We start from the raw sequence: 26,865 nt of genomic DNA on the forward strand, positions 1-26,865 counted from the left end.
TCTAGCATCGGTAATCAGGGGGTTCTACTAACTTTGGGATTCTAGCGCTCTAACAGCCGATAGTTGCTCAACACACTTGGCTGCCTTTCTGAATATCAAAACTACAGCAGAAATTGCCGTGCACTGATTGCCGACACTTCATGATTCGGCAGCGGCCGGTTATTAACTGCGATTCAAGGAGCTGTCGCATGATTCACCGTTCGCGTTCATTACTCGCCATCGCTGTTGTCAGTGCAATCTGGCAACTTCCTGCGCAAGCTGAAGAGACTTCCGCGCGCGTCGACGATGACACACGGTTGGGTACCGTGCTGGTCACCGGCACCCGGGGCACCGCACGCACGGTGCTGGATTCGCCGGTGCCGGTGGATGTGTTGACCGCCGAGGACCTGAAGACCGCCGGCGCCAGTGGCGGCGAGCTGGGCCAGGCGTTGCAGACGCTGTTGCCGTCGTTCAGTTTTCCGCGCCAGTCCAACTCCGGCGGCGCCGACCACGTGCGTGCCGCGCAGCTGCGTGGGATGAGCCCGGATCAGGTGCTGGTGCTGGTCAACGGCAAGCGCCGTCACACCTCGGCAGTGGTCAACGACTCGTCGAAAATCGGGCGCGGCACGGCGCCGGTGGACTTCAACTCGATTCCGATCAGCGCGATCAAACGCATTGAAGTGCTGCGTGACGGCGCCGGCGCGCAATACGGCTCGGACGCGATTGCCGGGGTGATCAACATCATCCTCGACGACGCCCCCGAAGGCGGCGAAGTCTCCACCAGCTACGGCGCCTACCACACCCACCAGGACGCCATCGGCAAAACCACCACCGACGGCCAGAACAGCGTGACCACCGCCAAGATCGGTACGCGGCTGGGCGAGGAGGGCGGTTTCATTCGCGGCGGCACCGAGTACAAGGATCGCAATCCGACCAACCGCGCCGGCTACGACGGTTTTGCCGACACCCCGGGCCAGCGCAACTACGTGATGGGCGACGGTGTGGCGCGGGACGTCAACGCCTGGTTCAACGGTGAATTGCCGTTGGCTGGCGGCAAGGCCTACAGCTTCGGCACCTACAACGAACGCCACACCACCGGCGCCGAGTTCTATCGCTACCCGTCCGAGCAGCCGCAGTTCTACCCCAACGGCTACTTGCCGCAATCGCTGGGCGACAATACCGACATCTCCGCCACCGCCGGCTACAAAGGCCTGATCGGCGACGACTGGGATTTCGACAGCAGCGTCACCCACGGCCGCAACCGCTTCGAGTCGGCGACCCGTCGCACCCTTAACGTCAGCCTCGGCGCGGACTCGCCGACCCGTTTCGACACTGGCGACTACGAGTTGCGTCAGACCACCACCAACCTGGATTTCAGCCGCGAATTGCGCCTCGGCGGCCGCTCGTTCGTGCTGGCGGTGGGCGGCGAATATCGCTACGAAAACTACCTGACCTTCGCCGGGGACGAGGCCTCCTGGATTGGCTCCGGGGCCGATGGCGCCAACGGCCTGCGTCCGAGTGAAGAGTCGGATCTGGATCGCAACGTGTTCGGCACCTACGCCGAATTGTCCGGTGATCTCACCGAGCGTTTCTTCGTCGACGCCGCCACGCGTTGGGAACATTACGACGACGCCGGCAGCAAACTCACCGGCAAGCTCAGCGGTCGCTACAAGTTGACCGATCAATGGGCGTTGCGCGGTGCGGTGTCGAACAACTTCCGCGCGCCGTCGCTGGCCCAGAGCGGTTTCCAGAACACCACCAGCAACTTCGGCGACGGCGGCACGCTCACCGACATCCGCGTGCTGTCGGTCAACGACCCGATTGCCCGTGCCCTGGGTGCGGAAAAACTCGATCCGGAAACCTCGAAGAACTTCAGCCTCGGCTTGACGTTCCAGTTGAACGAACGCTTCGATGCGTCGCTGGACGTGTTCCGCATCGACGTCAAGGACCGGATCACCCTGTCGCAGCGAATCGGCAGCGACGCACTGGAAAGCTACATCAACGATAACTTCGGCGTGCCGGGCGTGCACGACGTCAACTTCTTCACCAATGCCGCCGACACCCGCACTGACGGCGCCGAACTGGTGCTCAACTACCATCAGCCGTTCTACGACGGGCAACTGGGGCTGACCACCGCGTACACCTACAACCACACCAAGGTCACCAGCACCAAGGGCACGCCGTCGCAGCTGACCGCCCTGGGGATCGGCAATGACGCGCTGGTCGGCGTCGAGGAACGCAACACCTTGACCGACGCCGCACCCAAGGATCGCTTCGTGTTTTCCGCCAACTGGACCAGCGAACACTGGGGCCTGCTCGGGCGTCTGACCCGTCAGGGCGAGACCACTCGGGTGTTCGATTTCGGCGACTCGCAGCCTGAGCAAACCTACGGCGCGGTGTGGCAACTGGACGCCGAGGTGACCTACAAATTCACCCCGAAATTCAGCATCGCCCTGGGTGGCAACAACCTGACCGACAACTACCCGGAACGCTCCGGCTCGGCCATCAACTACGGCGGCAACCTGCCGTACGACGTGCTCTCGCCGATCGGCACCAACGGCGCTTATTACTACGCCACCGCCACTTACGGCTTCTGAGTCTTTTCCGCCATGGATGGCGGATCATCAGCGGGAACCTTCATGACTCAAACCAATGGCCCCAAGCGGCATCTGCCGGTGTTTCAGGCGTTGCTGATCACGCTGGGCATGGTCATCACCACCGACATTCTCAAAACCGCACCGACCGTTGCCTTGAACGTCGGGCCGGAACATTTCTATTGGGTCTGGGTGCTCGGCGGATTGGCGTCGATGGCCGGGGCCTTGTGCTTTGCCGAGATGGCCACCGCGTTCCCGCATCCGGGCGGTGACTATCATTTCCTGCGCACCGCTTACGGCGAGCGCATGGGGTTCCTGTTTGCCTGGTCGCGATTCTCGGTGATGCACACCGGGTGGATCGCATTGTCGGCGTTCATGTTTGCCGACTACTTCAATGCGGTCGTGCCGTTGGGACATTACGGGTCGGGGCTGTTTGCCGGTGCGATCATTGCCGCGTTGGTGCTGTTGAATCTGACGGGCAAGCACGTTGGTTTCATGACTCAGACGGTGTTGGTCGGGCTGCTTGCTCTCGGGTTCCTGAGCATTGCCAGCGCCGGGGTCTGGCTGGCGTGGCAAGGGATCGAACCCGCGCTGCCCAGCGATCCGGTCGTGCCCGAACACACTGGCGCGGCGGGATTTTCAGCGGCGATGATCTTTGTGTTTCTGGCCTTCGGCGGCTGGAGCGATGCCGCGACATTGTCCGCCGAAGTGCGCGACGGTCGACGCGGGATCTTCATCGCCATGCTCGGTGCGCTGACAGTGCTGATGGCGATCTATCTGGCGCTGAACTGGGCGTTCGTCCAAGGGCTGGGATTCGAAGGCCTGGCGGCGAGCAACGCGCCGGCGGTGGAACTGTTGAACCGCGCTTTCGGTGCCCCCGGTGTTTTGCTGATCCTGCTGATGGTCGGCATCGCGGCCATCGCCACCATCAACTCGACCTTGCTGGTCGGCGCCCGCACCACCTACGCCGCCGCCCGCGATGTGCCGCAACTGCGCCGCTTCGGTGAATGGGACGAACGCGACGGCGTACCGCGCAAGGCGTTGCTGGCCGAGGGGGCGGTCGCGTTGTTGCTGGTGTTGTTTGGCAGTTTTACCCAGAGCGGTTTCAACACCATGGTTGATTACCTGACGCCGGTGTACTGGTTGTTTTTGAGCTTGAGCAGCCTGGCGTTGATCATTCTGCGGCGGCGTTTCCCCGAGATCCCCCGGCCGGTCAGGGTGCCGTTTTATCCGGTTTTGCCGCTGCTGTTTTTTGGCTTGTGCGTTTACATGCTGTATTCCAGCGTGACAGTGGTGGGGTTGGGGGCGTTTCTGGGGATCGGGGTGTTGGTGGTTGGCGCGTTGTTGCTGGCCGGGTTGAGCCACCTGGTGTCGACACCTCGGCAGGCTCTGCAAAAGGCCTCGGATCAGAAGGACACCGCCGCCGGCTGAGATAACCGTAGCACCGACAAATCCCCGGTAATCCGCTTGTAAGCCAAACGAATCGCCTCAATGTCACTCTCACGTTTCGCGCTGCTCTCGTGCAGGATCACAATCACCTTGGTCGCCAGCCGCTCGGGCACTTTCGCGTCGTGGTCCTTCCACTGCCCATACGCATCGAACACGCTGAACCCGTCCGGGAACCGCGTCGTCACTTCCTGATCGAGAAACTCGCGCCAGCGCGCCGGGCTCACCACACCTTTCTTGCCTTCCAGCGGCCCCACCGAGAAGTACAACTCGGTGCGCACCCACTGCGCCTGCGCCGGTCGCGTGGCATCGCCTTGCAGGGTCGAACTGACGGGATCCTTGGTATGCACGGAAACCGGAGGAGGGCTGGCACACCCGGCGACCGCCAGGAACAGTGCTGCCAGTACTAAACGTTGCGGCATGGAACTTCCTTATTGTTAAGAACTGTCCCGAATTATAGGGGGGACGGTTAATAGCAATAAAAGATTAAAAAGTGGATCAACGTTGAACTAATGGAATAAGCAAAAAAAGTGAAAATAATGCCCGCTGGTTAGAACGATTATTTCTTTAAGTTATTTGCTTGGTGTTGAATCGCATATCCATGACATTCAAAAACCTGCTCCCGCATTTGCCGGATCTGTCATGGCGTCTACTCTGCTGCTGCAACGGTTCAAGTCGCACGGAACGCTGCACTTGAAGCGTTTGAACAGCAGTTTTTGCTGCTCGATGGACAGCTTGTTGCGGATTTTCCAATCCTTAGAATCCGCTCCATCAACTTCTCATCCAGTTCTTAATCCTCAGGGAGCTACACCATGATGAACGCCATGCAGATGCAAATGCCGATGAACGCCAACATGCCGATGATGCCGATGACGGGCATGCCGATGATGATGGCGACCATGAGCTGCGACATGATGGACGACGGCATGATGTGCAAGATGATGCCGGCCGCTGGCATGGACATGGCCATGTTCAAGAACAGCGCGCAAATGATGCAGATGATGATGGACTGCGGCATGCCGATGATGATGCATTGCGGCAACATGAGCATGATGTGCATGTCCCCGGCGGCCATGGCCATGCCGATGATGAACATGATGATGCCGATGCCGATGATGGGCATGCCGATGCCATCGATGAAGTGCGTGATGGAATGCACCATGATGGCCGACTGCATGATGTGCAAAATCATGCCGATGCCGGGCATGAACATGGACATGATGAAAAACTGCTGCGCCCTGATGATGAAGATGATGAACGACTGCAGCATGCCAATGATGATGAGCTGCAACGGCATGCCGATGATGTGCTGCACCTGCTGATTTTCGCCAGCGCATGAAAAAGCCCGACCGGGAAATTCCCGGTCGGGCTTTTTCATGTCTGTCTGTTTTTCAGTCCAGGCGTTCGGGGTAGGTCACCACCAGGTACGCCACCGCTTCACTGTCGGCGGGGTTGCGATAGCGGTGGGGCTGGTCGGCGTAAAACAGAATCGAGTCGCCCGTCGACAGCAGATAGCGCTCGTCGTTGACGCTGATCTCCAGCACGCCCTGAGCCACCACCAGGTTTTCCTGCACGCCCGGGCCATGGCCTTCGGATTGATCCTCGCCCAGCGGGCTCAGGCGCAGTTCATAGAATTCCGACTGGCGCGCCACATCAAAGGGAAACAGCGCACGGCTGACAAAGGCACCGCTGGCGCTGACCAGCCGCTTGCTCTGGCTCGCCGACAACACGGCTACGCCTTCAAACGCGCGATGTTCGAGAAACGCCGCCACCGACACCTTCAAACCCTTGGCGATTTTGCACAGCACCTTGATCGACGGCACGCTGCGTCCGGACTCGATTTGCGCCAGCATCGCCCGGCTCACGCCGCTCTGGCGGGCTAGGGCGTCGAGCGACAGATGCCGCTTGCCGCGCAGACGTTGCAGGTTCTGCGCGACGCGTTCACAGATCGGGTCTTCTTCCAGGGATTCGAGATTGTTCAGGTCCAGCACAGGTTCATCGGCGCTCGCCAGAAAGCGCGAGGGTTCACGCGCGTTCACGCTTGACGCGTCTCGCTGGAACGAGCGGCCTGCACCCACTGCCAAGCCTGATAACCGGCATTGCGCGCATACATTTCCCACATCAGCCGGGCCTGTTGCTGGGCGTGACGGCGTTTGCGGTAGACGGCGAAGTCGATCAGGTTGTCGGTCGGTTTCATGGCGCACTTCACTGTGTTCAATGACGGGATGAGGTGAGAGTACGCCGAGATTTTTATAACGATAAATACTGATTGTTTATTTGTTAATTCAATTGGGTTCTATATGAAATGATTGGCGCGCCGATGGCACTCGGCGCGCCAAATCCTTCATTTGCTGGCGTTCAACACAATCCGGTACCGCGCCTTGCCGCTGCGCAGGTGGTCGACGGCTTCATTGACTTTGCTCATCGGAAATTCCTCGACCTGCGGCAGGATCTGATGCCGCGCGCAGAACTCCAGCATGGTTGCCGCCGTGGCGGGCGAGCCTACGGGTGAGGCTGACAGGGATTTCTGTTGAGGGATCAGGTTGAACACGTGCACCGGAATCGCGTCGGGCACGATGCCCACGAAGTGCAACCGGCCCTTGCCGCGCAGGGTGGCGAGCATGGCCGTCCAGTCCAGGTTGGCGTTGGCGGTGATCAGCAGAAAGTCGAGGGTGCCGGCAATCGCTTTCAGTGCTTCGCTGTCTGTGGAGGCGACGACCTTGTGGGCGCCGAGGCGCTTGGCTTCATCCTGTTTGCTCAGGGAAGAGGTGAAGGCGGTGACGTCGCAACCCCAGGCATTGAGAAACCGCAGCGCCAGGTGACCGAGGCCGCCGATGCCCACCACGCCGACCCGGTCGGTCGGCTTGATGTCGAATTCCACCAGCGGATTGAAGACCGTGGAGCCGGCGCAGAACAGCGGGCCGGCGAGGGCCGGGTCGAGGTTGTCCGGAAGTTTCAGCGCCCACGCCCAGTGGGTGCGCAGCCGATCGGCGAATCCGCCATGGCTGCCGATGATCGTCGGTCTGGCGGTGGCGCAAAGGTGATGCGAACCGCTGATACAGGACGAGCAATGCATGCAGCTGCCCTTGTACCAGCCGATCCCCACGCGCTGGCCGACTTCCAGACCACGTACCTGCGGGCCTGTACGCACGATGCGGCCGACCACTTCATGGCCGGGAATGAACGGGTATTGGCTGATGCCCCAGTCGTTGTCGATCAGCGACTGGTCGGAGTGACAGACGCCGCAGTACTCCACGGCGACTTCGACTTCTTCATCTCCCAGCGGGCCGGGGTCGTAACTGAAGCGCTCCAGCGGCGCGCCGGCCGAGGTGGCGGCCCAGCCGGTGAATGTCGTGGATTCGGTGTTATTGCTCATGGGACACCTCCAGGTCTGGCGCTGCGGGCGCAGCCTGAAGAGTCTAGCGTGTCATCGAGCGGGCGCTAGCCAGGTGTTAAGCACGCGTCGATCCAGTTCTTCCCAATCTGCCATGCCCAAAACGCGCGTGGTGTTCAGGCCGCGTAAATAGCCGCGCAGCTGATAGGCGACGGCCCGCACTGATTCGGAATCGGCAACGTTCTGGCCCAGGACCGTTTCGTATTCGACAAGGTATTCCGCCACGCGGTCGCGGAATTCGGGCACGACGGCATCGCGGATCAGATCAAAGGTTCGCACGGGTAATCCTCATCTGTTTTCGTTGTGATTGAGTGTGCCGCAGTCTGCACGCCGCGCAACTATCGGTTCAAGTAATAGTGACCATCAAGAAACGCAAGTTCTGCTTTGGCGCCGATGGGCGGAAAATCGCCTCCATCGAACACGCCGCTGAAGGAATTGCGCGATGAAGACTTTGAACCGACTGGCTGTAGTCGCCCTGCTGATGGGCGGGGTGGCCGCTACCGTAGCCCCGGCTTACGCAGACGACGCCAAGTCGTGCCATTTTCTGCCCGTCGCCGCCAGCAGCGCCGCGCTGCAGCACTCGCAAACCGTCGGTGTGCTGTACAGCGAAAACACTCTGGACAACCTGCAATACCTCGAGCGTTACCACGATGTGGCGGTGAACGGTGCCAAGGATGCGCTCGATGCGCGGATCCGTGACGCCTTCGTCGACAGCTCCGACCCGGAACTGGCCATCGACTGGCTGATGAGTTCGCTGCAACAACAGTTTCTCTCGGTGACCGTCTACGAAAACCTTGATGCGCTGGTACAGGCCCATCCGGACGTGGTGGTGATGCTCGACACCCACAACCGTCTGCTGACCCAACGCAACAGCCAGGTCGAAGCGCGGTTCGCCGCACGCTTCTACGACGCCAACCTGCAATACATCGGCAAGGCCGAGGGCGCGGTGGAGAAGCAACTGCCGTCGGTGTGGGTACACAACAAGGCGGCGCCCGAAATCGCTGCCGGGATCGAACAGCAACGCGATCTGCAATTGAGTGCCTTGAAGCAGTTTGATGACTCGCTCAAGGCGCTGGTGAGAGCGGGCTGAACACCTAAAGCAAAAACGGCAACGGCAGTGCCCGTGACACTGAACGTTGCCGAAGAACCGAACCTTTTATTTTCAGGATTTTATCCATGCGTGCCTTTTTTATCCCTGCCATGGCGTCTGCCACTTTGTTGCTGACCGCTTGCGCCTCCGCGCCGAACGATCCGACGCTGACCCTGCAGACGCACAAGACGCCCGCCCAATACGCCGAATGCGTGGTGCCGAAACTGCAGGGCAGCGCGCTGAAGCCGACCGTGTCGCAGACCCAGCGCAGCTACCGGATCGTGGTGCCAAGCAAAGTCGCAGCGGACAACGTGCTGGAAGCCTACAAGGCGCAGGACGGCGGCAAGGTCTTTTTGTATGAGCGCCACTTGCTGGCGTCGAGTTTCATGCCGTCGAGTTTTGAACGGGCTGCCCAGGAGTGCCTGTAACGCCTGACGGTTAACGCTTTTGACGATGCTCCTTTGGTTGGCCGCAACCAACCAATTCCTTTGCCCCGCATCTTGCGGGGCTTTTTTTGCCCGGCGTTTGGTGCAGTCGGCGCTACGCTGGATAGCGGACAAGGTTTTCTGGAGAACAGGAATATGAAAAAGGAGAGCAGCGACTCGGCGACCGAGAATCCCTCTGTGCTGATCGACGCAAGAATCAAGGAACTGAACGACTGGCGCGGCCAGAAGCTGGCCGAGATCCGCGCGATCATTCATGAAGCGGACCCGGAGGTCGTCGAAGAGTGGAAGTGGCGCGGCGTTCCGGTCTGGTCGCACAACGGCATCATCTGCACCTGGGAAACCTACAAAGCCGTGGTGAAAATGACCTTCGCCAAAGGCGCGGCGCTGGAGGATCCGTCAGGACTGTTCAACGCAAGCCTGGAGGGCAATACCCGGCGGGCGATCGATGTTCACGAAGACGACAAAATAGATGCAAAGGCTCTGAAAGCTCTGGTGCGTTCGGCGATTACGTTGAATTCAAAGAAGTGATTTGCCGTTGAGGCGGAGGTGAAGTGCAGGAGGGTGAAACGAGGAAAAAAATGGCAGGGGCGGCTGGATTCGAACCAACGCATGGCAGGATCAAAACCTGCTGCCTTACCGCTTGGCGACGCCCCTGTAGCTATTGGTTTCAGTCCCGGGAGGACCTCTGCAACAGTGGGCGGCACTTTACCAGCGCTCTTTCGATCTGTGAACCCCTGAAGCCAATAAATTTCAGGGAAAACAGCTACTTATTTCCCGGACGGTATTGTCGCCCAGGTTTTTCGGGCTTTTCAGCGATCGCCATGATTCCGACACGACCGCTGTAGCCCGAAAACCTGGCCAAGACCTGCCTCGATGAACCGATCAGTTGCCGTCCGCAACCTTGCGTTCGATTTCGTCGACCTTGCGTTGCAACGCCTCAGCGTCCTGCTCTTTGGTGCGGGTCGACGAGGGCGTTATGACCTCATCCACGCCGCGGGTCTTGTCGTCCGGATCCTCAAGATCGCGTTTCACCACATCGACCGGTTTGCCAGACGTATCCGTGGCTGGGGCTTTGCTGTCGTTGTTCATGGCGCTGACCTCCGTTGGCTTAAACGTTGGATGCAGCGCTCTGGCGCGAGTTCGAGTTTTTTAGCGGCAACCGTGCGGAAAACTGCGGAGCCGGGTTGATGAACCGCCGGTAGCTCACCGGCAACAAGCCGATATTTGTTCAGGCGACAAAACCCAGCAACAGCGTCGCCAGAATCACCGTCGAGGCGCCGCCGATCCGGGTGGAAATCTGCGCAAAGGGCATCAGTGACATCCGGTTCGAGGCCGACAGGATCGCGACGTCGCCGGTGCCGCCCAGACCGCTGTGGCAGCAGGTCACGATAGCCGATTCGATGGGGTACATCTTCATCAGGTTGCCAATGAAAAAACCGGCGACGGTCATCGACACCACGACGCTCAGGCACACCAGCACATAGCCGATCGAGAACACCTTCACCACGCTGTCGAGCGGTACATACAGCATGCCCAGGCCAATCATTACCGGCCAGATGAAAGCGGCGGAAACCAGTTTGTAGAAAGACTGCGCGCCTTTTTCCAGTTTCTCCGGCAACACGCGCACGTATTTGAACAGCACCGCCGCGAGAATCATCATCACCGGCCCCGGAATCCCGACGACCTTTTCCAGCAGGCCACCGAGGACGAAGAAAGTGCAGATCACCAGCACCCCGGCGCCCATGACCCGCAGGTCGATGCTGGTGCCGGTTTCTTCCTTGACCTTGAATTTGTCGTTCTCGGCCCTGGCCCGGATCAGTGCGCCTTCACCGTTGATGGCCGGGCGTTTCAGTGCCAGTCGTGCCAGGTAACCGGCGCAGATGATCGCTGCAATGTTGCCGACCACGGCCGCCGGGACCAGTTGCGCGACGTAGATGTCCGGCGTGCCGCCGAGGATCGCCGAATAGGCCAGGGACAGCGGCAGGATGCCTTCGCCGATGCCGCCGCCAATGATCGGCACGATGATGAAAAAGAACGTGTGGTAGACGCTGTAGCCGGCAAGCTTGCCGACAATCAGCCCGCTCGCGACGGCGGCCAGGGTGCCGGCCAGCAAGGGGATGAACATGCGGATCATGCCCTGGACCAGAATGAACCGGCTCATGCCCAGGATGCTGCCGACCACCAGGCTGGCGATCACGAAGTACAGGAAGTTGGCTTCCTTCATCAGCATTTTTGTGGCGTCGATCGTCGGCGCGCCGAAGAAGCCGTAGAACACCAGCACCGACGGCAACATCAGGCACAGGATCGCGCCGCCACCGATTTCCCTGAGGATCGGCAGACGCGAGCCCATCTGGCCGAAGAACACGCCCATGGTCATGATCACGGCCAGTCCGCCGATCATGTTCTTCGGCAGAAAGCCGAGGTGGGCCGACAGAAACACGATCACGGCGATGCCGAGGAAGATCGGCAGCGGGATCACGCCGATCTCATAGCTGCGCAGGCGCTGGATGAAGCCGCCGGCGCGCGGGCCGTCGACGTTCAGGGATTGCTCAAGGGAGTCGCTCATGACGCATGTCCTCATGATTGTTTTTATCGAGGATGGACGGGAAACCACGGTGCACCGGGCTCGGGTGGCGAGGCGGTGATTCGATGGTATCCTTCGCAAAATGCGTGATAAACAGCGGAAGCATGCGGCCTATGAACACGAATCGTGACCAATTTCCCTTGCCCGAGGACCTCAAGGTGTTCCTCACCGTCATCCGCAAGAACAGCTTTGCCAGCGCCGCTGACGAGTTGGGCTATTCGCCGGCCTACGTCAGCAAACGCATCTCGGTGCTGGAAACCACGCTGGCGACCAAGCTGCTGCACCGCACCACCCGGCGCATTGCGCTGACCGACGATGGCGAGCGGGTGCGGATCTGGGCGGAGAAACTGCTGGGGGATTTCGATCAGTTTCTCGGCGAGATTTCCCAGGCCCGACACCAGCCAGCGGGGTCGCTGCACATTTGCAGCAGCTTCGGTTTTGGCCGCAATCATGTGGCGCCGGCGATCAGTCAGTTATCCCGGGCTTGCCCGAAACTCGATATCCGGCTGGACGTGTTCGACCGGGTGGTCGATCTGGTGGGCGAGGGCTTCGATCTGGAAATCCTCGTCGGCGATGACCTGCCGGGCCAGCATCTGGCGCGCAAACTGGTGAGCAACCGGCGCGTGCTGTGCGCCACGCCGGAATACCTCGAACGCCGGGGCACGCCGCAGTCCCTCGAAGACCTGAAAGACCACGATTGTCTGGTGCTCAAGGAGCGCAACAACGCGTTCGGTATCTGGACCCTGAGCAAGGACGGACAGGAAGAAACGGTGCGAGTGAATGGTCCGTTGTCCTCCAACAGTGGCGAGATCGTGCTGGAGTGGGCCTTGAGCGGCGGCGGGATTCTGTTGCGCTCGATGTGGGACGTCAAACCGATGCTCGAGCAGGGCAGGCTGGTGCAGGTACTGGACGGCTACACCCAGAGCGCCAACGTCTGGGCGGTCTATCCGACCCGGCTCAGCGAGTCGGCGAAATTGCGGGTGTGCGTGGAGTTTCTGGAAGAGTACTTCCGCGATTTGTCCGTGGAATGAAAACGGGTGGTTCAATGAACCGCCCGTTTTTTTTGCCATCAACCCAGCCAGGGATTGTCCGCCAGATGCCGTGTCTCGAAGGCGCGGATCTGCTCGGTGCGTTGCAGCGTGGTGCCGATGGCGTCCAGTCCCAGCAGCAGCGATTGTTTGCGCAACTGATCGATCTCGAACGTGATCAGTGTGCCGTCCGCCAGTTCGAGGGTCTGCTGTGCCAGGTTCACGCTGATTCGCGCGGTCGCCGGGACGCTGATCATCTCTGCCACGCGCTTGAACTGCGCGTCGCCCAGTTGAATCGCCAACACGCCATTACGCTGGCAGTTGTCGTAGAAAATCCCGGCGAACGTGGTGCCGATCAAGGCCCGGATCCCCACTTGCTTCAAGCCCCACACCGCGTGTTCGCGGCTGGAACCGCAGCCGAAGTTGGGGCCGGTCACCAGAAACGCCGCGTCCTGCCAGGCCGGCTGGTTGAGCACGAATTCCGGGTTGGGTTCGCCGGAGGCGAGAAAGCGCAGATCGAAGAACAGCCCGCGATCCAGCCCCTGACGATCGATGCCCTTGAGAAACTGCTTGGGCATGATCATGTCGGTGTCGATGTTGGACGCAAGAAACGGCGCAGCGCTGCCGCTGACGGTGTCGAAAGGTTGCATGGTTCAAGCCTCCAGCGCTACGTTGCGCACGTCAGTCAAATGGCCGCTGATGGCGGCGGCGGCGACCATCGCCGGGCTCATCAGGTGGGTGCGCGCACCGGCGCCCTGACGGCCTTCGAAGTTGCGATTGGTGCTCGACGCACAGCGATCACCCGGCGCGAGCACGTCGTCGTTCATCGCCAGACACATCGAGCAGCCCGATTGCCGCCATTCGAAACCGGCGTCGAGAAAAATCTGCGCCAGGCCTTCGTCCTCGGCCTGATTGCGCACCAGGGTCGAGCCGGGAACGATCATCGCCCGCACGTGGGCCGCCACACGCTTGCCGCGCACCACCCGGGCGACGTCACGCAAATCTTCGATCCGCGCATTGGTGCAGGAACCGATGAAGGCATGGCTGATCGTCACTTCGTTCAATGGCATGCCGGGTGTCAGGCCCATGTAGTCGAGGGCGCGCTGCAGGCCCTGGCGCAGGATCGGATCGGGCTGGGCGGCCGGATCCGGCACGTGCCCTTTGATCGGCGCGGCCTGATCGGGGCTGGTGCCCCAGGTCACCATCGGCTCCAGCTCGGCGACGTCGAGAATGACTTCGCGATCGAACACCGCGCCCTCGTCGCTGTGCAGGGTTTTCCAGCGCTCGATGGCCTGCTCCCAGACCTTGCCCTTGGGCGCACGCGGCTTGCGTTGCAGGTAAGCGAACACCTTGTCGTCCGGCGCCATGAACGCACCCCGGGCGCCGGCCTCGACGGCCATGTTGCAGATGGTCATGCGCGCCTCGACGCTGAGGGCGCTGATGGCCGGGCCGGTGAACTCGATGGCGTAACCGGTGGCGCCGGACGCGCCGATCTTTTCGATCAGCGTCATGATGATGTCCTTGGAGGTGACGCCTGCGCCCAGCTCACCGTTTACCGTCACCCGCAGGGTTTTCAGGCGTTTGTAGACCAGCGTCTGGGTTGCCAGCAGGTGCTCGATTTCCGAAGTGCCGATGCCGAAACCGAAGGCGCCCAGCGCGCCGTAAGTGGTGGTGTGGCTGTCACCGGCCGCGACCACCATGCCCGGCAGAATGAAACCCTGTTCCGGCGCCACGACGTGCTCGATGCCCTGGCGCTTGTCCAGCACATCGAACAGCTCGATGCCGAAGTCGCGGCAGTTTTCTTCGAAGTACGACACCTGCCGCGCGCCCCCGGCGTCGGGCATGGTCGCGATGCGTTTCGGTGCGGTGGGGTTCACATGATCGACCACCGCCAGCGTCGCCCCGGGCCGCCACACCGTGCGCCCGGCCTCGCGCAGGCCGCTGAAGGCTTGCGGGCTGGTGTATTCGTTGGCGACCTGGCGATCGATGTAAAGCAGCACGTGGCCCTGATCGTCGAGGGTGCAGACGGTGTGACTGTCGATGTGCTTCTGGTACAGCGTTCTCGGGCTGGGCATGGCTTGCGCTCTTTTCTGACCGGGGCAAAAACAATATGAGGACAGAATATTGATCGCGGAAATGGCATCAAGAGCGCTTCAGTGAAGCCGTTGAACACGGATTGTGAGCAATTGCCGCAAACCTACGCCCGTGTCTCCTCCGGCAACCTGGCAATCACCTTGATCTCGAACTGAAAGCCATACAGCCAGGTCACGCCGACCGCTGTAATCGTCGGGTGCGGCGCCTCGCCCCAGAATTCGGGGACCACTTCCCAGATGGTTTCGAAGGTCGATTGCGGGTCGACCATGAACACCGTCACGTCCACCACGTTATCGAAGCTGGCGCCGGCCGCGCCGAGAATTGCGTTGAGGTTGGTGAAGGCCAGTCGCACCTGTTGCTTGAGATCCGGTTCCGGCGAGCCGTCTTCAAGGCTGCCGACCTGGCCTGAGACAAACAGAAAACCGTTGGAGCGAACGGCCGGGGAGTACCGATTGCGCTCGTAAAGCGCATGGCGTCCGGGCGGGAAAACCACGTCGCGTTTTGGCTGGGCGTTAGTCATGGGGAGTCTCCTTCAATGGGTTGAAAACCTGCGATGGAGAAACTTTAGGGACTTGCCTCGGCGCGATAAACGCGCAACCTTGGCGTTCACTGTTTGCAAATCCCAAACAATCGAGCCGCTATCAGAGGTGGGATATGGACCGTTTTGACGCGATGCAAGCCTTCGCCAGGGTGGTGGAGGCGGGCAGTTTCACCAAGGCCGCCGAAACCCTGCACATGAGCAAGACCACCGTGACCCAGCTCATTCAGCAACTGGAGGCGCGGCTGCGGGTCAAGTTGCTCAACCGCACCACGCGCAAGGTCAACGCCACGGCGGACGGCGCGGCCTATTACGAGCGGGTGATCAAGTTGCTGGCGGACATGGACGACGCCGAGACCAGTCTTCCCGGTGCGGCATCGCAGCCCAAGGGCCGCTTGCGGGTCGATGTGCCCAGCCCCCTGGCCAATCTGATTCTGGTGCCGGCGCTGCCCGAGTTTTACGCGCGGTATCCGGAAATCCAGATCGACATGGGCGTCAGCGACCGGATCGTCGACATCATCGATGAAAACGTCGATTGCGTGGTGCGTGGCGGGGAGCTGCGGGATCAGTCGCTGATGGCCCGGCGGGTTGCCGATCTTGAGCTGGGCGTATATGCCGCGCCGAGTTACCTGGCCCGCGCCGGCACCCCGATGCATCCCCGTGAGCTGGAAGACAGCCATCACCGCGTAGTCGGTTTCCTCTGGGCGCGTACCGGCAAACCGGTGCCGTACGCTCTGCACAACGAGCACGAAGACTTGCAGATCAAGGGTCGTCACGTGCTGGCGGTCGATGATGGCAACGCCTATCTGTCGGCGGGTCTCGCAGGGCTGGGCGTGTTGTGGTTGCCCAGGTACATGTCCAGAGCACACGAGGCGAGCGGTGATCTGGTGCCGCTGTTTGAAGACTGGCGCCTCGATCCGATGCCGCTCTACGTCGCGTACCCGCCAAACCGCCACATCAGCCGCAAGTTGCGGGTGTTCATCGACTGGATCGCCGAAGTGATGGCCCGTCACGCACCGGTCATGGATCGCTCAGGTTCGCCAGCAGAAGGTCAGGCTCATCGTTCAACAACAGGGTGAGCGGAATGGCGTTACCCAGAGGTAGCGCGCCTGGGCACCGCCACGCATTTGATTTCCACCAGCAGCCCCGGATGGGCCAGTTCGCTGACGCCGATGCAGGTCCAGGCGCAGAAGCCTTTGGGGAACACACGGTTTTTCACTTCGCGAAACACCGGCATGTGTTGGCTCATGTCGACGTGATAGGTGGTCATCTCCACCACATCGTTAAAGGTGCAGCCACCGGCCTTCAGCACTTCGTGGAGGTTTTCCCAGGCGCGGATGAATTGCTGCTCGGGGTCTTCGATGACTTGCAAATCAGCGGTGCGGCCCACCTGACCAGCGCAATAAAGCGTATCGCCGACCAGAACCGCCGGGGCGTATCCGGCGCGTTCGACGATGGGTTTCATGGATTCGGGGATGATGATTTTGCGATCTGGCATGGTGTTTTCCTTCAATGACGGATTTCAGCGACCGTGCGCGGCCGCTGCCAACTGCTCGGTATCCACCCGCACGAATACCGAATCACCCACCGCCGTCAGCACATCCCCGGCGTAGACCTCGCAGATCACCCGGGTCTTGCGCCCGACTTCACCTTCGACTTTTGCCTTCAATGTCAGCGGCACGCCCATTGGCGTTGGTTTGATGAACTTGATGCCCAGGTTGCCGGTGACGCAGTTGATGTGCGGCAGGCTTTCGGCTTCACGCCCCTCAGCGCGGTAGTGATAAGCCATTGCGGTCCAGTTGGAGTGGCAGTCGACCAGCATGGCGATCAACCCACCGTAGACCAGCTCCGGCCAGCCGCTGTACTTGGCCTCGGGCACGTGTTCGGCCATGACGTGTACGCCGTCTTCGTGCCAGAAGCTTTTGATGTGCAGCCCGTGGGGGTTGCGGCTGCCGCAGCCGAAGCAGACGCCCTCGGGGGCGGCGGTGTCTTGCAGGGAAATGTCGGGGGTGGCCATGCCGGGATCATCCTTAAACTGTAAGCCGAACCCCGCGGATTCTAACCCCGAATGCTCAACGTGAGGATTGCTCCTTTTGCGTGGGCCGTTGTGGACCGGTCAGCAGTTTTTTGCGAGTCGTCGAGTGGTTCGGCAATTGCTCACTGATGTCCCAGATTTCCAGCATTTTCGCGTATTCGAAGGCGTGGCGCGGGCTTTGCTGAATCCACTGCTCAAACGCCTGGCGTTCGTCGGGCGTGCAATCGTCCTCCTGCAGGCGCAGGCACCAGTGCGCTGCCTGGTTCAGGATTTCTTCGTCTGCGTCGGTCATTGACGGTTTCCACGATGGCTGGGGAGGGCATTTTACGTTGCCGCTTGCAAAAAAAACGTCAAAGCACCTTGAGTATTTAAACGGTTAGTGAACGTTCAACGGACAAAAAACGCTGCCGATGGACAGATCGCGCCGTGATTTCCGGGCTTCGTCGCTTTGTCATATTCCCTCACATTTCAATGCAGATAGTGGGCAGCCCAACCTGTTTCCAGTGAGGCTGCCCCGTGTTTCAACGTCTTGTTTGTTCGCTGTCCGTGCTGAGTCTGTCCATTGCTGCCGCCCAGGCGGCTGACCTCGATACCCCGCGCCTGGCAGGCATCGACAACTTCCGGGATATCGCCGGCACCACCACCGCCTATTCCACGGCCCATGACGGCACAATGCGCGCCGGTGTGTTCTACCGCTCCAATGCCCTGACGCCGACGGCGGCGGACCTGGCGACCCTCAATGGCCTGGGGATCAAGTCGGTGTACGACCTGCGCACGCCCAGCGAAATTGCCAGCACGCCGGACACGATGCCAAGCGGTGCGATCTACCAGAATATCGACATCATCGGCAGCACCACCTCCGGCGCGAACATCACCACCGTGTCGTTCAAAAGCGCGGCCGATGCGATTGCGATGATGCAGGAGACCAACCGCGCGTTTGTCAGCGATGCTGGCATGCGTGGTGAGTTCAACGTACTGTTCAACGAGCTGGCCGGTGTCGACGGCGCCGCGCTGTTCCATTGCACCGCCGGCAAGGACCGTACGGGCTGGACCGCTGCCGTTCTGTTGAGCATCGCCGGCGTCGATAACGCCACGATCATGAGCAATTACCTGGCGACCAACGACTACACCGCCGAACGGGTCGCCAAGACCCTGGCGATGATGCCGCCGAGCATGGCCGCGATCTACGCGCCGCTGCTGGGCGTCGAAGCCAGTTACCTGCAAGCGGGTCTGGATCAGGTCACCGCGCAATACGGCAGCATGGACAACTACCTCAAGCAGGGGCTGGGTCTGTCCCAGGAAACCATTTATGTACTGCGCGGCAAAATGGTCGAGTACAACAGCCTGCCCGGCCAGGCAGGGCTGATCGGCAACGCCGCGGCCGGTGCGCAACTGTTGCAGGAGTTACAGAACAGCAGCCTGTCGGGCACCTACAGCGCTTACAACTACTACCTGCAATCGGCCATCGACGCCGGCACTCTGGGCGGTGTCGAGTCCACGGTCGGCGGCCAGGTGCACGCCGATGCGGCCAGTTACCTGCTGCGTCAGAACGCAATGATCGAGCAAGCCGCCGCGCCGTTCTCCAGCGGCACCGACCTCAAGGTCGGCCAGTACCGGTTGTGGAGCACCGCGCTCGCCGGTTATCTGGGCACCGACGGTTCGGCCCATGCGCAAAGCAGCAATGAACACAGCCAGGGCCTGATGGTCGGCGTCACCCAGCGCTTCTCCGAACAGCTCAGCGCCCGTGGCGGGATCGGTTACAGCAAAGGCTCGGTGGGTGGCGCAGGCGGAGAGGCCGATACCGATTTCACGTTCTTCAATCTTGGTGCCCGTTATGGTTTCACCAGTCTGGAACGTGGCCTGTTTGTCGACGCCAACATCAGCGCCGGTTACGTCGACTACGACAGCAAACGCGACCTCGGCGGCGGCCTCGGTTCGGCGAAGGGCGACACTCACGGCAATCTCAGCGGCGCCACATTGGCGCTGGGGTATCGCATGCCGCTGAACACTGTGATTCTGGAGCCAAGCCTTGGCGTGCGCGTCAGTCGTCTGGACCTGTCAGGCTTCCAGGAGAAGGGCAGCGAACTGGCCCTCAATGTCGATGACATTCAGGAAACCCGCCGCAGTGCGGTGGCCAATCTCGACGTCTCGTTTGCCCCGATGCCCATGGGCGCGTGGCAACTGGTGCCGGGCATGCGCGTTGGTTACGAGCATGTGCTCGGCGATCATCAGGTCGACAGCGAGGGCCATCTGCTGGGGCTGGATATCGAGCAACGCGCGGCGTTCGATAACCGCGATCAGTTCAGCGGGGGCGTCAACCTGATGGCCAATCTCGGTGCTTTGAGCCTGGGCGCTGAAGTCGGTGCCAGCGGTGGGGGCGACAGCCACGGTTTCAGTGGCGCGCTCAAGGCCAGTTATCAGTTCTAAAAACTGTGGGGGCGAGCCTGCTCGCTCCCACAATGGTCTGCTGTGCTAACGCAGTCCCTTTCGCACATCAGCCGGGCTCACGCCGTAGGCACTCAGGAAGTACTGGCTGAACCGGCCGACATTGCTGAAGCCCAATCGCAGCGCCACTTCGGTCACCGAGGCAGGAGTGCCCTGGCGCAATGTTTCGTAAGCACGCTCCAGCCGCACCTGCCGCTGATACCCGACAATCGACGTCCCGGCAAACCGCCGAAAACCCTCTTGCAGCGCGCGCAGGCTGACGTTCGCCAGCCGCGCCAGATCCGTGCCACTGACCTGAATCTCGGGATGCGCCTGAATGTAATCGATCGCCTGCCGCACATGCCTCGGCGCAATCAACGCCTCTGGACGACGCAGGACCTGGCTGAAGTTGTGCGGCCAGGCCTCCAATACCGCGTCCACCAGCATCTCCCGCAGCCGTGACGGCATCAGCGAACCGGCGTTCAGCAGCAGATCGAACTCGGTGCCGGTGGCCAGATCAATCAGCGCGCGAATGCCCTGAAACGCCGGGCTGTTCAGATCCACCCTCGGCTCGAAATGCAGCTTGTGCACGATCGGTTTGCCCAGCAGGGTCGACAGCCGTTCGGTGAGCGCCGCACGGCTGATCGACATGCCGTGCTGGGCATGATTGTCGATAAAACGCATCGAACGCAGCTCAGCCTTGTCGATGGCCAGCCCCACATCGCACAGCCCGACAGATTCATGGTTGAAAACGATCTTGCCGGCGGTGGGAATGACGAAGGTGATTTCATCGAACGGCTCGGGGAAGGCGACGGTGAAATCGCCCCGGTAATGCATGCGCCGGAAACTCACGCCTTCGTACCGCCCGTAAACGCCGCCAATGATGATGTCTTTGGGCGGCGGTGGTGTGTCGCCATAACGGTTGCCGAACATTCGCGAGAACAGGGCGCCGAAGTCGTCACTGGCCATGTTGTCGGATCGCAGGATTAGGGTCTGGCGTGTCGGGCTTGAGTACACCGGGAGGTTCACCTTGGTGGTCGGGGCATAGGGGCGCGAGGACGTTACCAAGGGAGAATGACGCTGATGTGACAACGCCGGATGCTGTACGTGAACGCCACGCACAGCATCCGGCGAGGTTGGGTCAGGTGTGATGAATATCGCGATCCTTGGTCTCCGGCATGAAGAAGATCCCGAGAATAGCCGTCATCACCGCAATCACGATCGGGTACCACAAGCCGTAGTAGATATCCCCGGTGGCCGCAACCATCGCAAACGCCACGGTCGGCAGGAACCCGCCGAACCAGCCGTTGCCGATGTGGTACGGCAGCGACATCGAGGTGTAGCGGATGCGCGCCGGGAACAGCTCGACCAGCCACGCGGCAATCGGACCGTAGACCATGGTCACGTAGATCACCAGAACGGTCAGCAGGAGCAGCACCATCGGGTAATTGGTCTTGGCCGGGTCGGCTTTTTCCGGGTAACCGGCTTCTTTCAGCGCGGCGCCGAGGCTGGCGGTGAAGGCGTCGTTACGGGTCTTGAAGTCAGCGGCCGGCAGGGTCGTGCCTTCGAAGCTTTCGATGACTTTGTCGCCGATACGCACCTGGGCCACGGTGCCCGGTTCCGCCACCACGTTTTCGTACGGGATCGCCCGTTTCGCCAGGATGGTTTTCGCCAGATCGCACGAGCTGGTGAATTTGGCCTTGCCCACCGGATCGAACTGGAACGAGCACTGGTCGGGGTTGGCGATCACTTTGACCGGGTTCTTCTCCTGGGCCACGAACACGTCGGGGTTACCGTACTGGGTCAGCGCATGGAAGATCGGGAAGTAGGTCACCGCCGCCAGAATGCACCCGGCCATGATGATGCCCTTGCGCCCGATGCGGTCGGACAGGCTGCCGAAAATCACGAAGAACGGCGTACCGATCAGCAGCGAACCGGCGATCAGCAGGTTCGCGGTCTGCGGGTCGATCTTCAGGGTTTGCAGCAGGAAAAACAGCGCGTAGAACTGCCCGGTGTACCAGACCACCGCTTGCCCGGCGGTGCCGCCGAGCAGGGCCATGATCACGATTTTCAGGTTGTCCCAACGGGCGAAGGACTCGGTCAGTGGGGCTTTCGACGACTTGCCTTCTTCCTTCATTTTCTTGAACACCGGCGACTCGTTCAGTTGCAGCCGGATGTACACCGAGACCGCCAGCAGCAGGATCGACAGCAGGAACGGAATCCGCCAGCCCCAGGCCTCGAACGCTTCGGTGCCCAGCGCGGTGCGGCAGGCGAGGATCACCAGCAACGACATAAACAGGCCCAGGGTCGCGGTGGTCTGAATCCAGGAAGTGAAATAGCCGCGTTTGCCCTTCGGCGCATGCTCGGCCACATAGGTTGCCGCGCCGCCGTACTCGCCGCCCAGCGCCAGGCCTTGCAGCAAACGCAGGGTAATCAGAATGATCGGCGCCGCGACCCCGATGGTCGCGTAACCGGGCAGGAAACCCACAATCGCCGTCGACACACCCATGATCACAATCGTGATCAGAAACGTGTGCTTGCGCCCGATCATGTCGCCCAGTCGCCCGAACACAATCGCCCCGAACGGCCGCACCGCAAAACCGGCGGCGAAGGCGAGCAGGGCGAAGATGAACGCCGTGGTCTCGTTCACCCCGGCAAAGAAGTGCTTGGCGATGATCGCCGCCAGGGAGCCGTAGAGGTAAAAGTCGTACCACTCGAACACCGTGCCGAGCGACGACGCAAAGATGACCTTGCGCTCCTCCCGGCTGACGCTGTGGTGCGGGGCACTGCCTGTGGACATGCTGTCGAGTACTGCCATGGGTGTTCTCCGTCGTGCTTGTTTTTGTAGGCCGGAGCACTTCATCAACGTCGCGTACCCAAGGCCTGTGGCGGATGCCGGTTCAGGTATTTCGTGGAGCGTGCACAGAATCACCGCCCCGCGCGGGAGGGCGGGGTTTCATTGAGCATAATTGGGATTGGGGGGATATCCAGTTGGGGGAGGCTGGGTGTGGGTCGTGGCGGAGATCAGATAGTTGATTCGGGGAAACTGCATGCGAGTTAAAGAAGAAAAAGCGATGAGCAAAATTGCAAAAGAATATAAAAGACTGGTATTTCTGACAGTGTTCTTTTTGAACTGCAAGCGTAAGTATAGGACGGGCCTGGATTGTTAATGGCTAAAAAAATGGCTGGGGTAAGAATGAATATTTCTCCCTTGGTCGCTGGATATTAACTTTGCTCTTGAAGGATAAGGATATGAAAATTTCTAAGCTGCTCGGGTGCACGGCGCTCCTCTCGTTGGTTTTAACTGGTCAAAGCGTTTTTGCTGCAGATCCTGAGTGTGAGGCAGCATGGGGTAGCAGTAAAGCCAGTCAATCTTGTAAGTTTTTTTCCAACGACATTACACGCAGCGGTGAGTCCTGCGTGTTCAAAGGTTACTGTCCTAAATCAAGTGGTACTCAGAGCATTGTTTATAATGACGCCTTGTCCAAGTCTCCTGATAGTGTAAATGCACTTCCTGCTGCAGTAATTCCACTTAAAAGTGTGCCTGGTCTTAATAATTGTAATGGTGCTCTGAAGGTGGGCTCGTGTTAACGAGCCAAAGTTAAAATCAAAAAATTAAAAGGGAATCAAAAGGGGGTTGTTTAATTTTCCCCTTTTGATGTTAAGTTGTTTTCTCTGGTCGCCCTTATTCTCTGAAAAGAATACGTCTTCCGGTGATTTTCTCGAATTCATCGAAGAATTTCATGTTGCCAGTCAGTTGGCCACGCTGAAGCGCAGCTCTTATGAGTTGTAATTCATTTGAGGGAGGGGGCATCTCGACAAACGATTTAATAATCAAAAGGGGACAATCAAAAGGGGACAGATTTATTTAATCGTCCCCTTTAGACGTTAAGTACTTTTCTCTGGCCGTCCTCTATCTCTTAATTCAATGCGTCTTCCGGTGATTTGTTCGATTTCATCGACGAATCTCATGTTGCCAGTCAGTTGGCCGCGCTGCAGCGCTCCCCTGATGAGATGCAATTCATTGGTGGGTGTAGCCATTCCAACAAACGACTTATAGCGCTCACGCCGGGTGGCATCGTCAGGTCCTAACTCCAGGAAACAAGGATTTTTGTCCAGCCAGGTGCTTTCTGAAAAATCGTTCAGGCGCAGAGCGAAACTTGACCAGGGGTAGTCTTCTGCACGCTCCACCATTTGGGCTCGCATCGGGTTTAACTCGATATAGCGACTGCAAGCCAATAGATAGGTGTCGGATTGGACAACGCTGGATTTGTAGCGACTTTCCCATAGCGTGCCAGTCCGCCCCTCAACCTTGTTGCGATACCGCGTCATCCGTGCGGCGAGCGCTTTCATAAGCTGTCCAAGGTTGGACGTTGCTTCTCCTGGGGCGAGAAGCAGGTGGACATGATTGGTCATCAGGCAGTAGGCATAAACTTTTATACCCAGTGCCTCCTTGAGTTCTCGCAGGTCAGAGAGGTAGCGCTCGAAGTCCGCTGGCTCTGCGAAAACGACCTGCCTGTTGTGGCCGCGCTGCACGATGTGATGCGGGTAGTTCGCTAGCACGATGCGTCCGGTTCTGGGCATGAGTCTTCTTACGTCCTTGTTTTGACGGATGAAGTTTAGAAGATGGCGAGGCGGAGACAGGCGGGATGTGTCAGAGAATGTATCCGCGTGGGCTGGGGCGGATTAAATAAGTCTGTATCCGTTACCTTTTATGGTTATTCAGAAGCTTGGTTGTTCTAAATTAGTATTAAAAGCTGTCATTTCTATCAGGTGCGGTTGTGGCTGTTTATGTTGATACTTTGACTGCCAAAGGGGTGGAAAATAAATCTGTCCCCTTTTTGCTCCGATCATTTTTGTCCGAGTTGAATCGAGTAATCGAATCACGCTTGAGGTTGAGCCATCTGATCAGATTGAATATGTAAAGGCAAAGATAAAAAAAGGTCGAGGCGGTGTCTTTTGATAATAAGTAGTTAAGGTTTGGGGGGCGAGTTCTCGAAAACTCAAGATCTTTGCAGAGTTATGATATTGGAAGTGAGGCGGTTCTTGACTTGTCTTGAGGAGCGAGAAAAAGGGGACGAATTTACGCCATCATCCCCATTGGGTTTTAAGTCCTAGCGAAATTTAGCACCGGAGTGATTTATTCCGTCGGAACAACGTTATCCAGCACCTGATTCACCGCCAGTTCCGCCAGCATCACGATCTGTGCGATGCCTTGTGCGGTTTTGCGGTGGGGGCCTTCGAGGGCGTCGACGAGGTTGTTGAGCATGACGTTGGCCGAGCCGAGAGTTTCGACGGCGTCGGCGAGCAGGGATTCGGTGTTGCTGGCCGGGTTGGCCTGGTAGAGGCGGTTGGGAACGTAGGGCGCGGCCATTATGTAGGGGGCGGGCGGGCCGAGGTAGTAGTTGAGGGCGCGTTCGGCGGCTTCGTTGAATTTTTTGGAGTCAGGGCATTCGTAGGGGGATGTTGGGTCGGTGATGCTGGACGGTTCGGTGACCGGAGGATTCGGCGTTACTTTGAACATGGTGATGTGCCTCGTTGAGGCTGCAACCGTCTCGCTGCTAAACGGAAGGTGGCAGCTGTGCGCAAGTTAGCAGACCGGTCATCACCAAACCCGGCGCACCCGAAGGTGCCATGCGCACAGCCACCGCAAAATGCAGGTAAAAACCTGACAAGGTGAGATGTGCAACCGTGGTAGATGAACCGGGCTGCTAAACCCGATCACTGGAAATCAGTGACCCGATCCAAGTTACCGGCCGACCCCAAGGCGCACAAGCCGGCGGATTCTGGCGTAGCGGTAGGCTCTGGCGCAAGGATTTGTAGGCATCCGGAAGCATTCCGACATGTCTTTAAACGGCGTGATTCAAACCTGTTTATCGATCATCGCCCGACGAGGAGAAACCTGACGCGTTAAGCCCCAAAACCATTCGTCGCCAGCCCCGCACTCATCACGCCGCCCCTCGCTCAAAAGCTGCATGACCAAAACCATCAACGCCGAAGACTTGCACATCGACCTGCATCCGCTGAACGAATCAGCGCTGTTCAAATGGCTGCTCGCCAGTTTCCTGATGGGCAAACGAATACAGGCCGACATCGCCGCCGAAGCCTACCGAGTGATCGTTGAACAGCACCAGCGTGACACCCCGCGCAAACTCGCCCACTGCACCCACCGCGAACTGGTGCGGATGCTCGGCCAGGCGCATTACGTGCGCTACGACGAAACCACCGCCGAACGCTTGCTGGCCCTGGCCGCCAAACTGAATGACGAGTACGCCGGTCGGGTGATGAACATGGTCGAGGCGAGCGCTGACCGCCAAGACTTCGAAAAGCGTTTGCAAGCCTTCGACGGCATCGGCCCGAAAACCGTGGAAATCTTCATGCGTGAAGCGGGCAAGGTGCTGTTTTGAGTGTGTCGTCGATCTTCATCGGTTGCGCCGGCTGGAGCCTGCCCCGGCAGCACTGGCCGGCCTTCCCGGAGCAGGGCACTCATCTGCAACGTTACGCCGCGCTGCTCAATGGCGTGGAAATCAACAGCTCCTTCTACCGTCCGCACAAACTGCAAACCTATGCCCGTTGGGCCGAGTCGGTGGCGGACGGATTTCGCTTCTGCGTGAAGATACCGAAATCGATCAGCCATGAGCGACGCCTGCGGGACTGTGAACCTGAGCTCGACGCCTTTCTCGAGCAGTGTTCGGGACTGGGTGATCGCCTGGGTTGCCTGCTGCTGCAGTTGCCACCGTCGCTGGCGTTTGACGAAGCGGTTGCCGAGGCGTTTTTCATCGGCTTGCGCCAGCGCTATTCCGGGGCCGTGGTGCTGGAGCCGCGCCACGAATCCTGGACCGCCGCCGAACTGTTGTTGATGGCGTATCGCATCGCGCAAGCGGTGGTCGATCCCTCGCGAATCAGCACCGACACGGCTCCGTGCGGCTGGCCGGGCGTGCGCTACTGGCGGCTGCACGGTTCGCCACGGATTTATCACAGCCCCTACGACTCGGCGTATCTGGAAACGCTCGCCGGCGATTTGCAGGTGGCGGCTGTCGACGGCGTCGACACTTGGTGCATTTTCGACAACACCGCCAGCGGCGCGGCACTCGGCAATGCGCTGGAACTGCGGCGGATACTGGCGCAGGGCTGACACACCGCGTCGGGACTTCCCACCGCCGACCGGGTCTGTAAACTGGCCGCCCGAAACGGCGCGCGATGGCGCCGTCCT

At 59.9% G+C, this 26,865-nt stretch carries 29 protein-coding genes and 1 tRNA gene; 12 read left to right on the forward strand and 18 right to left on the reverse strand.

Annotated features, from left to right (window positions below; all coding sequences use genetic code 11):
- Window positions 1–188: 188 nt before the first annotated feature.
- Together K3819_RS13100 and K3819_RS13105 are read left to right on the forward strand one after the other, a co-directional pair.
- Complete coding sequence (locus K3819_RS13100; protein WP_221399489.1) at window positions 189–2,576, forward strand: TonB-dependent siderophore receptor; 2,388 nt, start codon at window positions 189–191, stop codon at window positions 2,574–2,576.
- Window positions 2,577–2,618: 42 nt separating this feature from the next.
- The gene (locus K3819_RS13105) at window positions 2,619–4,004 is read left to right on the forward strand and encodes an APC family permease (RefSeq protein ID WP_221399490.1); all 1,386 of its coding nucleotides are present in this window, start codon (window positions 2,619–2,621) and stop codon (window positions 4,002–4,004) included.
- Here K3819_RS13105 and K3819_RS13110 read toward each other — a convergent pair.
- A complete protein-coding gene (locus K3819_RS13110) occupies window positions 3,980–4,441 on the reverse strand; it encodes a DUF3574 domain-containing protein (RefSeq protein ID WP_064595798.1) in 462 nt (153 codons plus the stop codon). The genes K3819_RS13105 and K3819_RS13110 overlap by 25 nt on opposite strands.
- Window positions 4,442–4,831: 390 nt before the next feature.
- Here K3819_RS13110 and K3819_RS29450 point away from each other — a divergent pair, with 390 nt between their 5' ends.
- Window positions 4,832–5,341: a hypothetical protein gene (locus K3819_RS29450; protein ID WP_074690788.1), complete on the forward strand. Its 510-nt coding sequence runs from the start codon at window positions 4,832–4,834 to the stop codon at window positions 5,339–5,341.
- A 69-nt stretch (window positions 5,342–5,410) separates the two neighbouring features.
- Here the strand turns inward: K3819_RS29450 and K3819_RS13120 are convergent, their stop codons facing one another.
- From K3819_RS13120 to K3819_RS13135, 4 genes are all read right to left on the reverse strand, one after another.
- Complete coding sequence (locus K3819_RS13120) at window positions 5,411–6,001, reverse strand: helix-turn-helix domain-containing protein (protein ID WP_221399687.1); 591 nt, start codon at window positions 5,999–6,001, stop codon at window positions 5,411–5,413.
- A 53-nt stretch (window positions 6,002–6,054) separates the two neighbouring features.
- The gene (locus tag K3819_RS13125) at window positions 6,055–6,216 is read right to left on the reverse strand and encodes a hypothetical protein (protein WP_170928274.1); all 162 of its coding nucleotides are present in this window, start codon (window positions 6,214–6,216) and stop codon (window positions 6,055–6,057) included.
- Between the two features lie 147 nt (window positions 6,217–6,363).
- Window positions 6,364–7,395: an NAD(P)-dependent alcohol dehydrogenase gene (locus K3819_RS13130; protein ID WP_221399491.1), complete on the reverse strand. Its 1,032-nt coding sequence runs from the start codon at window positions 7,393–7,395 to the stop codon at window positions 6,364–6,366.
- A 51-nt stretch (window positions 7,396–7,446) separates the two neighbouring features.
- Window positions 7,447–7,692 (reverse strand): hypothetical protein, encoded by a 246-nt coding sequence (locus K3819_RS13135; RefSeq protein ID WP_039773074.1) that lies wholly within the window; start codon window positions 7,690–7,692, stop codon window positions 7,447–7,449.
- A 163-nt stretch (window positions 7,693–7,855) separates the two neighbouring features.
- Here K3819_RS13135 and K3819_RS13140 point away from each other — a divergent pair, with 163 nt between their 5' ends.
- From K3819_RS13140 to K3819_RS13150, 3 genes are all read left to right on the forward strand, one after another.
- Window positions 7,856–8,503, forward strand: coding sequence for an ATPase (locus K3819_RS13140; protein WP_221399492.1), 648 nt, complete (start codon window positions 7,856–7,858; stop codon window positions 8,501–8,503).
- 86 nt (window positions 8,504–8,589) lie between these two features.
- Window positions 8,590–8,931: a hypothetical protein gene (locus K3819_RS13145; RefSeq protein WP_221399493.1), complete on the forward strand. Its 342-nt coding sequence runs from the start codon at window positions 8,590–8,592 to the stop codon at window positions 8,929–8,931.
- A gap of 153 nt (window positions 8,932–9,084) precedes the next feature.
- The gene (locus K3819_RS13150) at window positions 9,085–9,477 is read left to right on the forward strand and encodes a DUF1801 domain-containing protein (RefSeq protein WP_221399688.1); all 393 of its coding nucleotides are present in this window, start codon (window positions 9,085–9,087) and stop codon (window positions 9,475–9,477) included.
- Window positions 9,478–9,528: 51 nt separating this feature from the next.
- Here the strand turns inward: K3819_RS13150 and K3819_RS13155 are convergent.
- The 3 genes from K3819_RS13155 to K3819_RS13165 all read right to left on the reverse strand — a co-directional run bounded on the left by K3819_RS13155 (window position 9,529) and on the right by K3819_RS13165 (window position 11,515).
- A tRNA-Gln gene (locus tag K3819_RS13155) sits at window positions 9,529–9,603 on the reverse strand.
- A gap of 228 nt (window positions 9,604–9,831) precedes the next feature.
- Window positions 9,832–10,038 (reverse strand): hypothetical protein, encoded by a 207-nt coding sequence (locus K3819_RS13160; protein WP_221399494.1) that lies wholly within the window; start codon window positions 10,036–10,038, stop codon window positions 9,832–9,834.
- A gap of 139 nt (window positions 10,039–10,177) precedes the next feature.
- Window positions 10,178–11,515, reverse strand: coding sequence for a 2-hydroxycarboxylate transporter family protein (locus K3819_RS13165; protein WP_064595813.1), 1,338 nt, complete (start codon window positions 11,513–11,515; stop codon window positions 10,178–10,180).
- Window positions 11,516–11,646: 131 nt separating this feature from the next.
- Between K3819_RS13165 and K3819_RS13170 the strand changes: the two genes are divergently transcribed.
- Window positions 11,647–12,564, forward strand: a complete 918-nt coding sequence (locus tag K3819_RS13170) for a LysR substrate-binding domain-containing protein (RefSeq protein WP_221399495.1) — start codon at window positions 11,647–11,649, stop codon at window positions 12,562–12,564.
- Window positions 12,565–12,602: 38 nt separating this feature from the next.
- Here K3819_RS13170 and leuD read toward each other — a convergent pair whose 3' ends face one another.
- The 3 genes from leuD to K3819_RS13185 all read right to left on the reverse strand — a co-directional run bounded on the left by leuD (window position 12,603) and on the right by K3819_RS13185 (window position 15,175).
- Window positions 12,603–13,211: a 3-isopropylmalate dehydratase small subunit gene (gene leuD, locus K3819_RS13175; RefSeq protein WP_221399496.1), complete on the reverse strand. Its 609-nt coding sequence runs from the start codon at window positions 13,209–13,211 to the stop codon at window positions 12,603–12,605.
- A gap of 3 nt (window positions 13,212–13,214) precedes the next feature.
- Entirely contained in the window at window positions 13,215–14,636 is a 1,422-nt protein-coding gene (gene leuC / locus K3819_RS13180; RefSeq protein WP_221399497.1) for a 3-isopropylmalate dehydratase large subunit, read from the reverse strand.
- 122 nt (window positions 14,637–14,758) lie between these two features.
- Window positions 14,759–15,175 carry a RidA family protein gene (locus K3819_RS13185; RefSeq protein ID WP_085611861.1) on the reverse strand — a complete coding sequence of 139 codons (417 nt, stop codon included), beginning with the start codon at window positions 15,173–15,175 and terminating at the stop codon, window positions 14,759–14,761.
- Between the two features lie 134 nt (window positions 15,176–15,309).
- On the opposite strand from K3819_RS13185, the gene K3819_RS13190 reads away from it, so the two are divergent.
- A complete protein-coding gene (locus tag K3819_RS13190; RefSeq protein ID WP_221399498.1) occupies window positions 15,310–16,272 on the forward strand; it encodes a LysR family transcriptional regulator in 963 nt (320 codons plus the stop codon).
- Between the two features lie 11 nt (window positions 16,273–16,283).
- Here K3819_RS13190 and K3819_RS13195 read toward each other — a convergent pair whose 3' ends face one another.
- From K3819_RS13195 to K3819_RS13205, 3 genes are read right to left on the reverse strand one after another with little or no spacing between them, the layout of a single operon-like run.
- Window positions 16,284–16,691 carry a RidA family protein gene (locus K3819_RS13195; RefSeq protein ID WP_085611859.1) on the reverse strand — a complete coding sequence of 136 codons (408 nt, stop codon included), beginning with the start codon at window positions 16,689–16,691 and terminating at the stop codon, window positions 16,284–16,286.
- Between the two features lie 24 nt (window positions 16,692–16,715).
- Window positions 16,716–17,210: a PaaI family thioesterase gene (locus K3819_RS13200; RefSeq protein ID WP_221399499.1), complete on the reverse strand. Its 495-nt coding sequence runs from the start codon at window positions 17,208–17,210 to the stop codon at window positions 16,716–16,718.
- Between the two features lie 55 nt (window positions 17,211–17,265).
- Entirely contained in the window at window positions 17,266–17,520 is a 255-nt protein-coding gene (locus K3819_RS13205) for a DUF4880 domain-containing protein (protein WP_221399500.1), read from the reverse strand.
- A 224-nt stretch (window positions 17,521–17,744) separates the two neighbouring features.
- Here K3819_RS13205 and K3819_RS13210 point away from each other — a divergent pair, with 224 nt between their 5' ends.
- Window positions 17,745–19,655 carry a tyrosine-protein phosphatase gene (locus K3819_RS13210; protein WP_221399501.1) on the forward strand — a complete coding sequence of 637 codons (1,911 nt, stop codon included), beginning with the start codon at window positions 17,745–17,747 and terminating at the stop codon, window positions 19,653–19,655.
- A gap of 45 nt (window positions 19,656–19,700) precedes the next feature.
- Here K3819_RS13210 and K3819_RS13215 read toward each other — a convergent pair whose 3' ends face one another.
- Both K3819_RS13215 and K3819_RS13220 read right to left on the reverse strand, forming a co-directional pair.
- The gene (locus tag K3819_RS13215; protein WP_409348346.1) at window positions 19,701–20,621 is read right to left on the reverse strand and encodes an AraC family transcriptional regulator; all 921 of its coding nucleotides are present in this window, start codon (window positions 20,619–20,621) and stop codon (window positions 19,701–19,703) included.
- Window positions 20,622–20,793: 172 nt separating this feature from the next.
- Window positions 20,794–22,470 carry an MFS transporter gene (locus tag K3819_RS13220; protein WP_041475232.1) on the reverse strand — a complete coding sequence of 559 codons (1,677 nt, stop codon included), beginning with the start codon at window positions 22,468–22,470 and terminating at the stop codon, window positions 20,794–20,796.
- A 434-nt stretch (window positions 22,471–22,904) separates the two neighbouring features.
- On the opposite strand from K3819_RS13220, the gene K3819_RS13225 reads away from it, so the two are divergent.
- Window positions 22,905–23,243: a hypothetical protein gene (locus tag K3819_RS13225; protein ID WP_221399503.1), complete on the forward strand. Its 339-nt coding sequence runs from the start codon at window positions 22,905–22,907 to the stop codon at window positions 23,241–23,243.
- Window positions 23,244–23,540: 297 nt separating this feature from the next.
- On the opposite strand, the gene K3819_RS13230 is transcribed toward K3819_RS13225, so the two are convergent.
- Window positions 23,541–24,236 (reverse strand): transposase, encoded by a 696-nt coding sequence (locus K3819_RS13230; RefSeq protein WP_221399504.1) that lies wholly within the window; start codon window positions 24,234–24,236, stop codon window positions 23,541–23,543.
- A gap of 556 nt (window positions 24,237–24,792) precedes the next feature.
- Window positions 24,793–25,176 (reverse strand): DUF6124 family protein, encoded by a 384-nt coding sequence (locus K3819_RS13240; protein ID WP_221399505.1) that lies wholly within the window; start codon window positions 25,174–25,176, stop codon window positions 24,793–24,795.
- A 451-nt stretch (window positions 25,177–25,627) separates the two neighbouring features.
- On the opposite strand from K3819_RS13240, the gene K3819_RS13245 reads away from it, so the two are divergent.
- Both K3819_RS13245 and K3819_RS13250 read left to right on the forward strand, forming a co-directional pair.
- Window positions 25,628–26,059 carry a DNA methylase gene (locus K3819_RS13245; protein ID WP_085611852.1) on the forward strand — a complete coding sequence of 144 codons (432 nt, stop codon included), beginning with the start codon at window positions 25,628–25,630 and terminating at the stop codon, window positions 26,057–26,059.
- Complete coding sequence (locus K3819_RS13250; protein ID WP_221399506.1) at window positions 26,056–26,787, forward strand: DUF72 domain-containing protein; 732 nt, start codon at window positions 26,056–26,058, stop codon at window positions 26,785–26,787. Before K3819_RS13245 ends, K3819_RS13250 begins: the two co-directional genes overlap by 4 nt.
- Window positions 26,788–26,865 lie beyond the last annotated feature (78 nt).

It is taken from the genome of Pseudomonas sp. 3-2, from assembly GCF_019710535.1.
Classification (GTDB): domain Bacteria; phylum Pseudomonadota; class Gammaproteobacteria; order Pseudomonadales; family Pseudomonadaceae; genus Aquipseudomonas; species Aquipseudomonas pharyngis.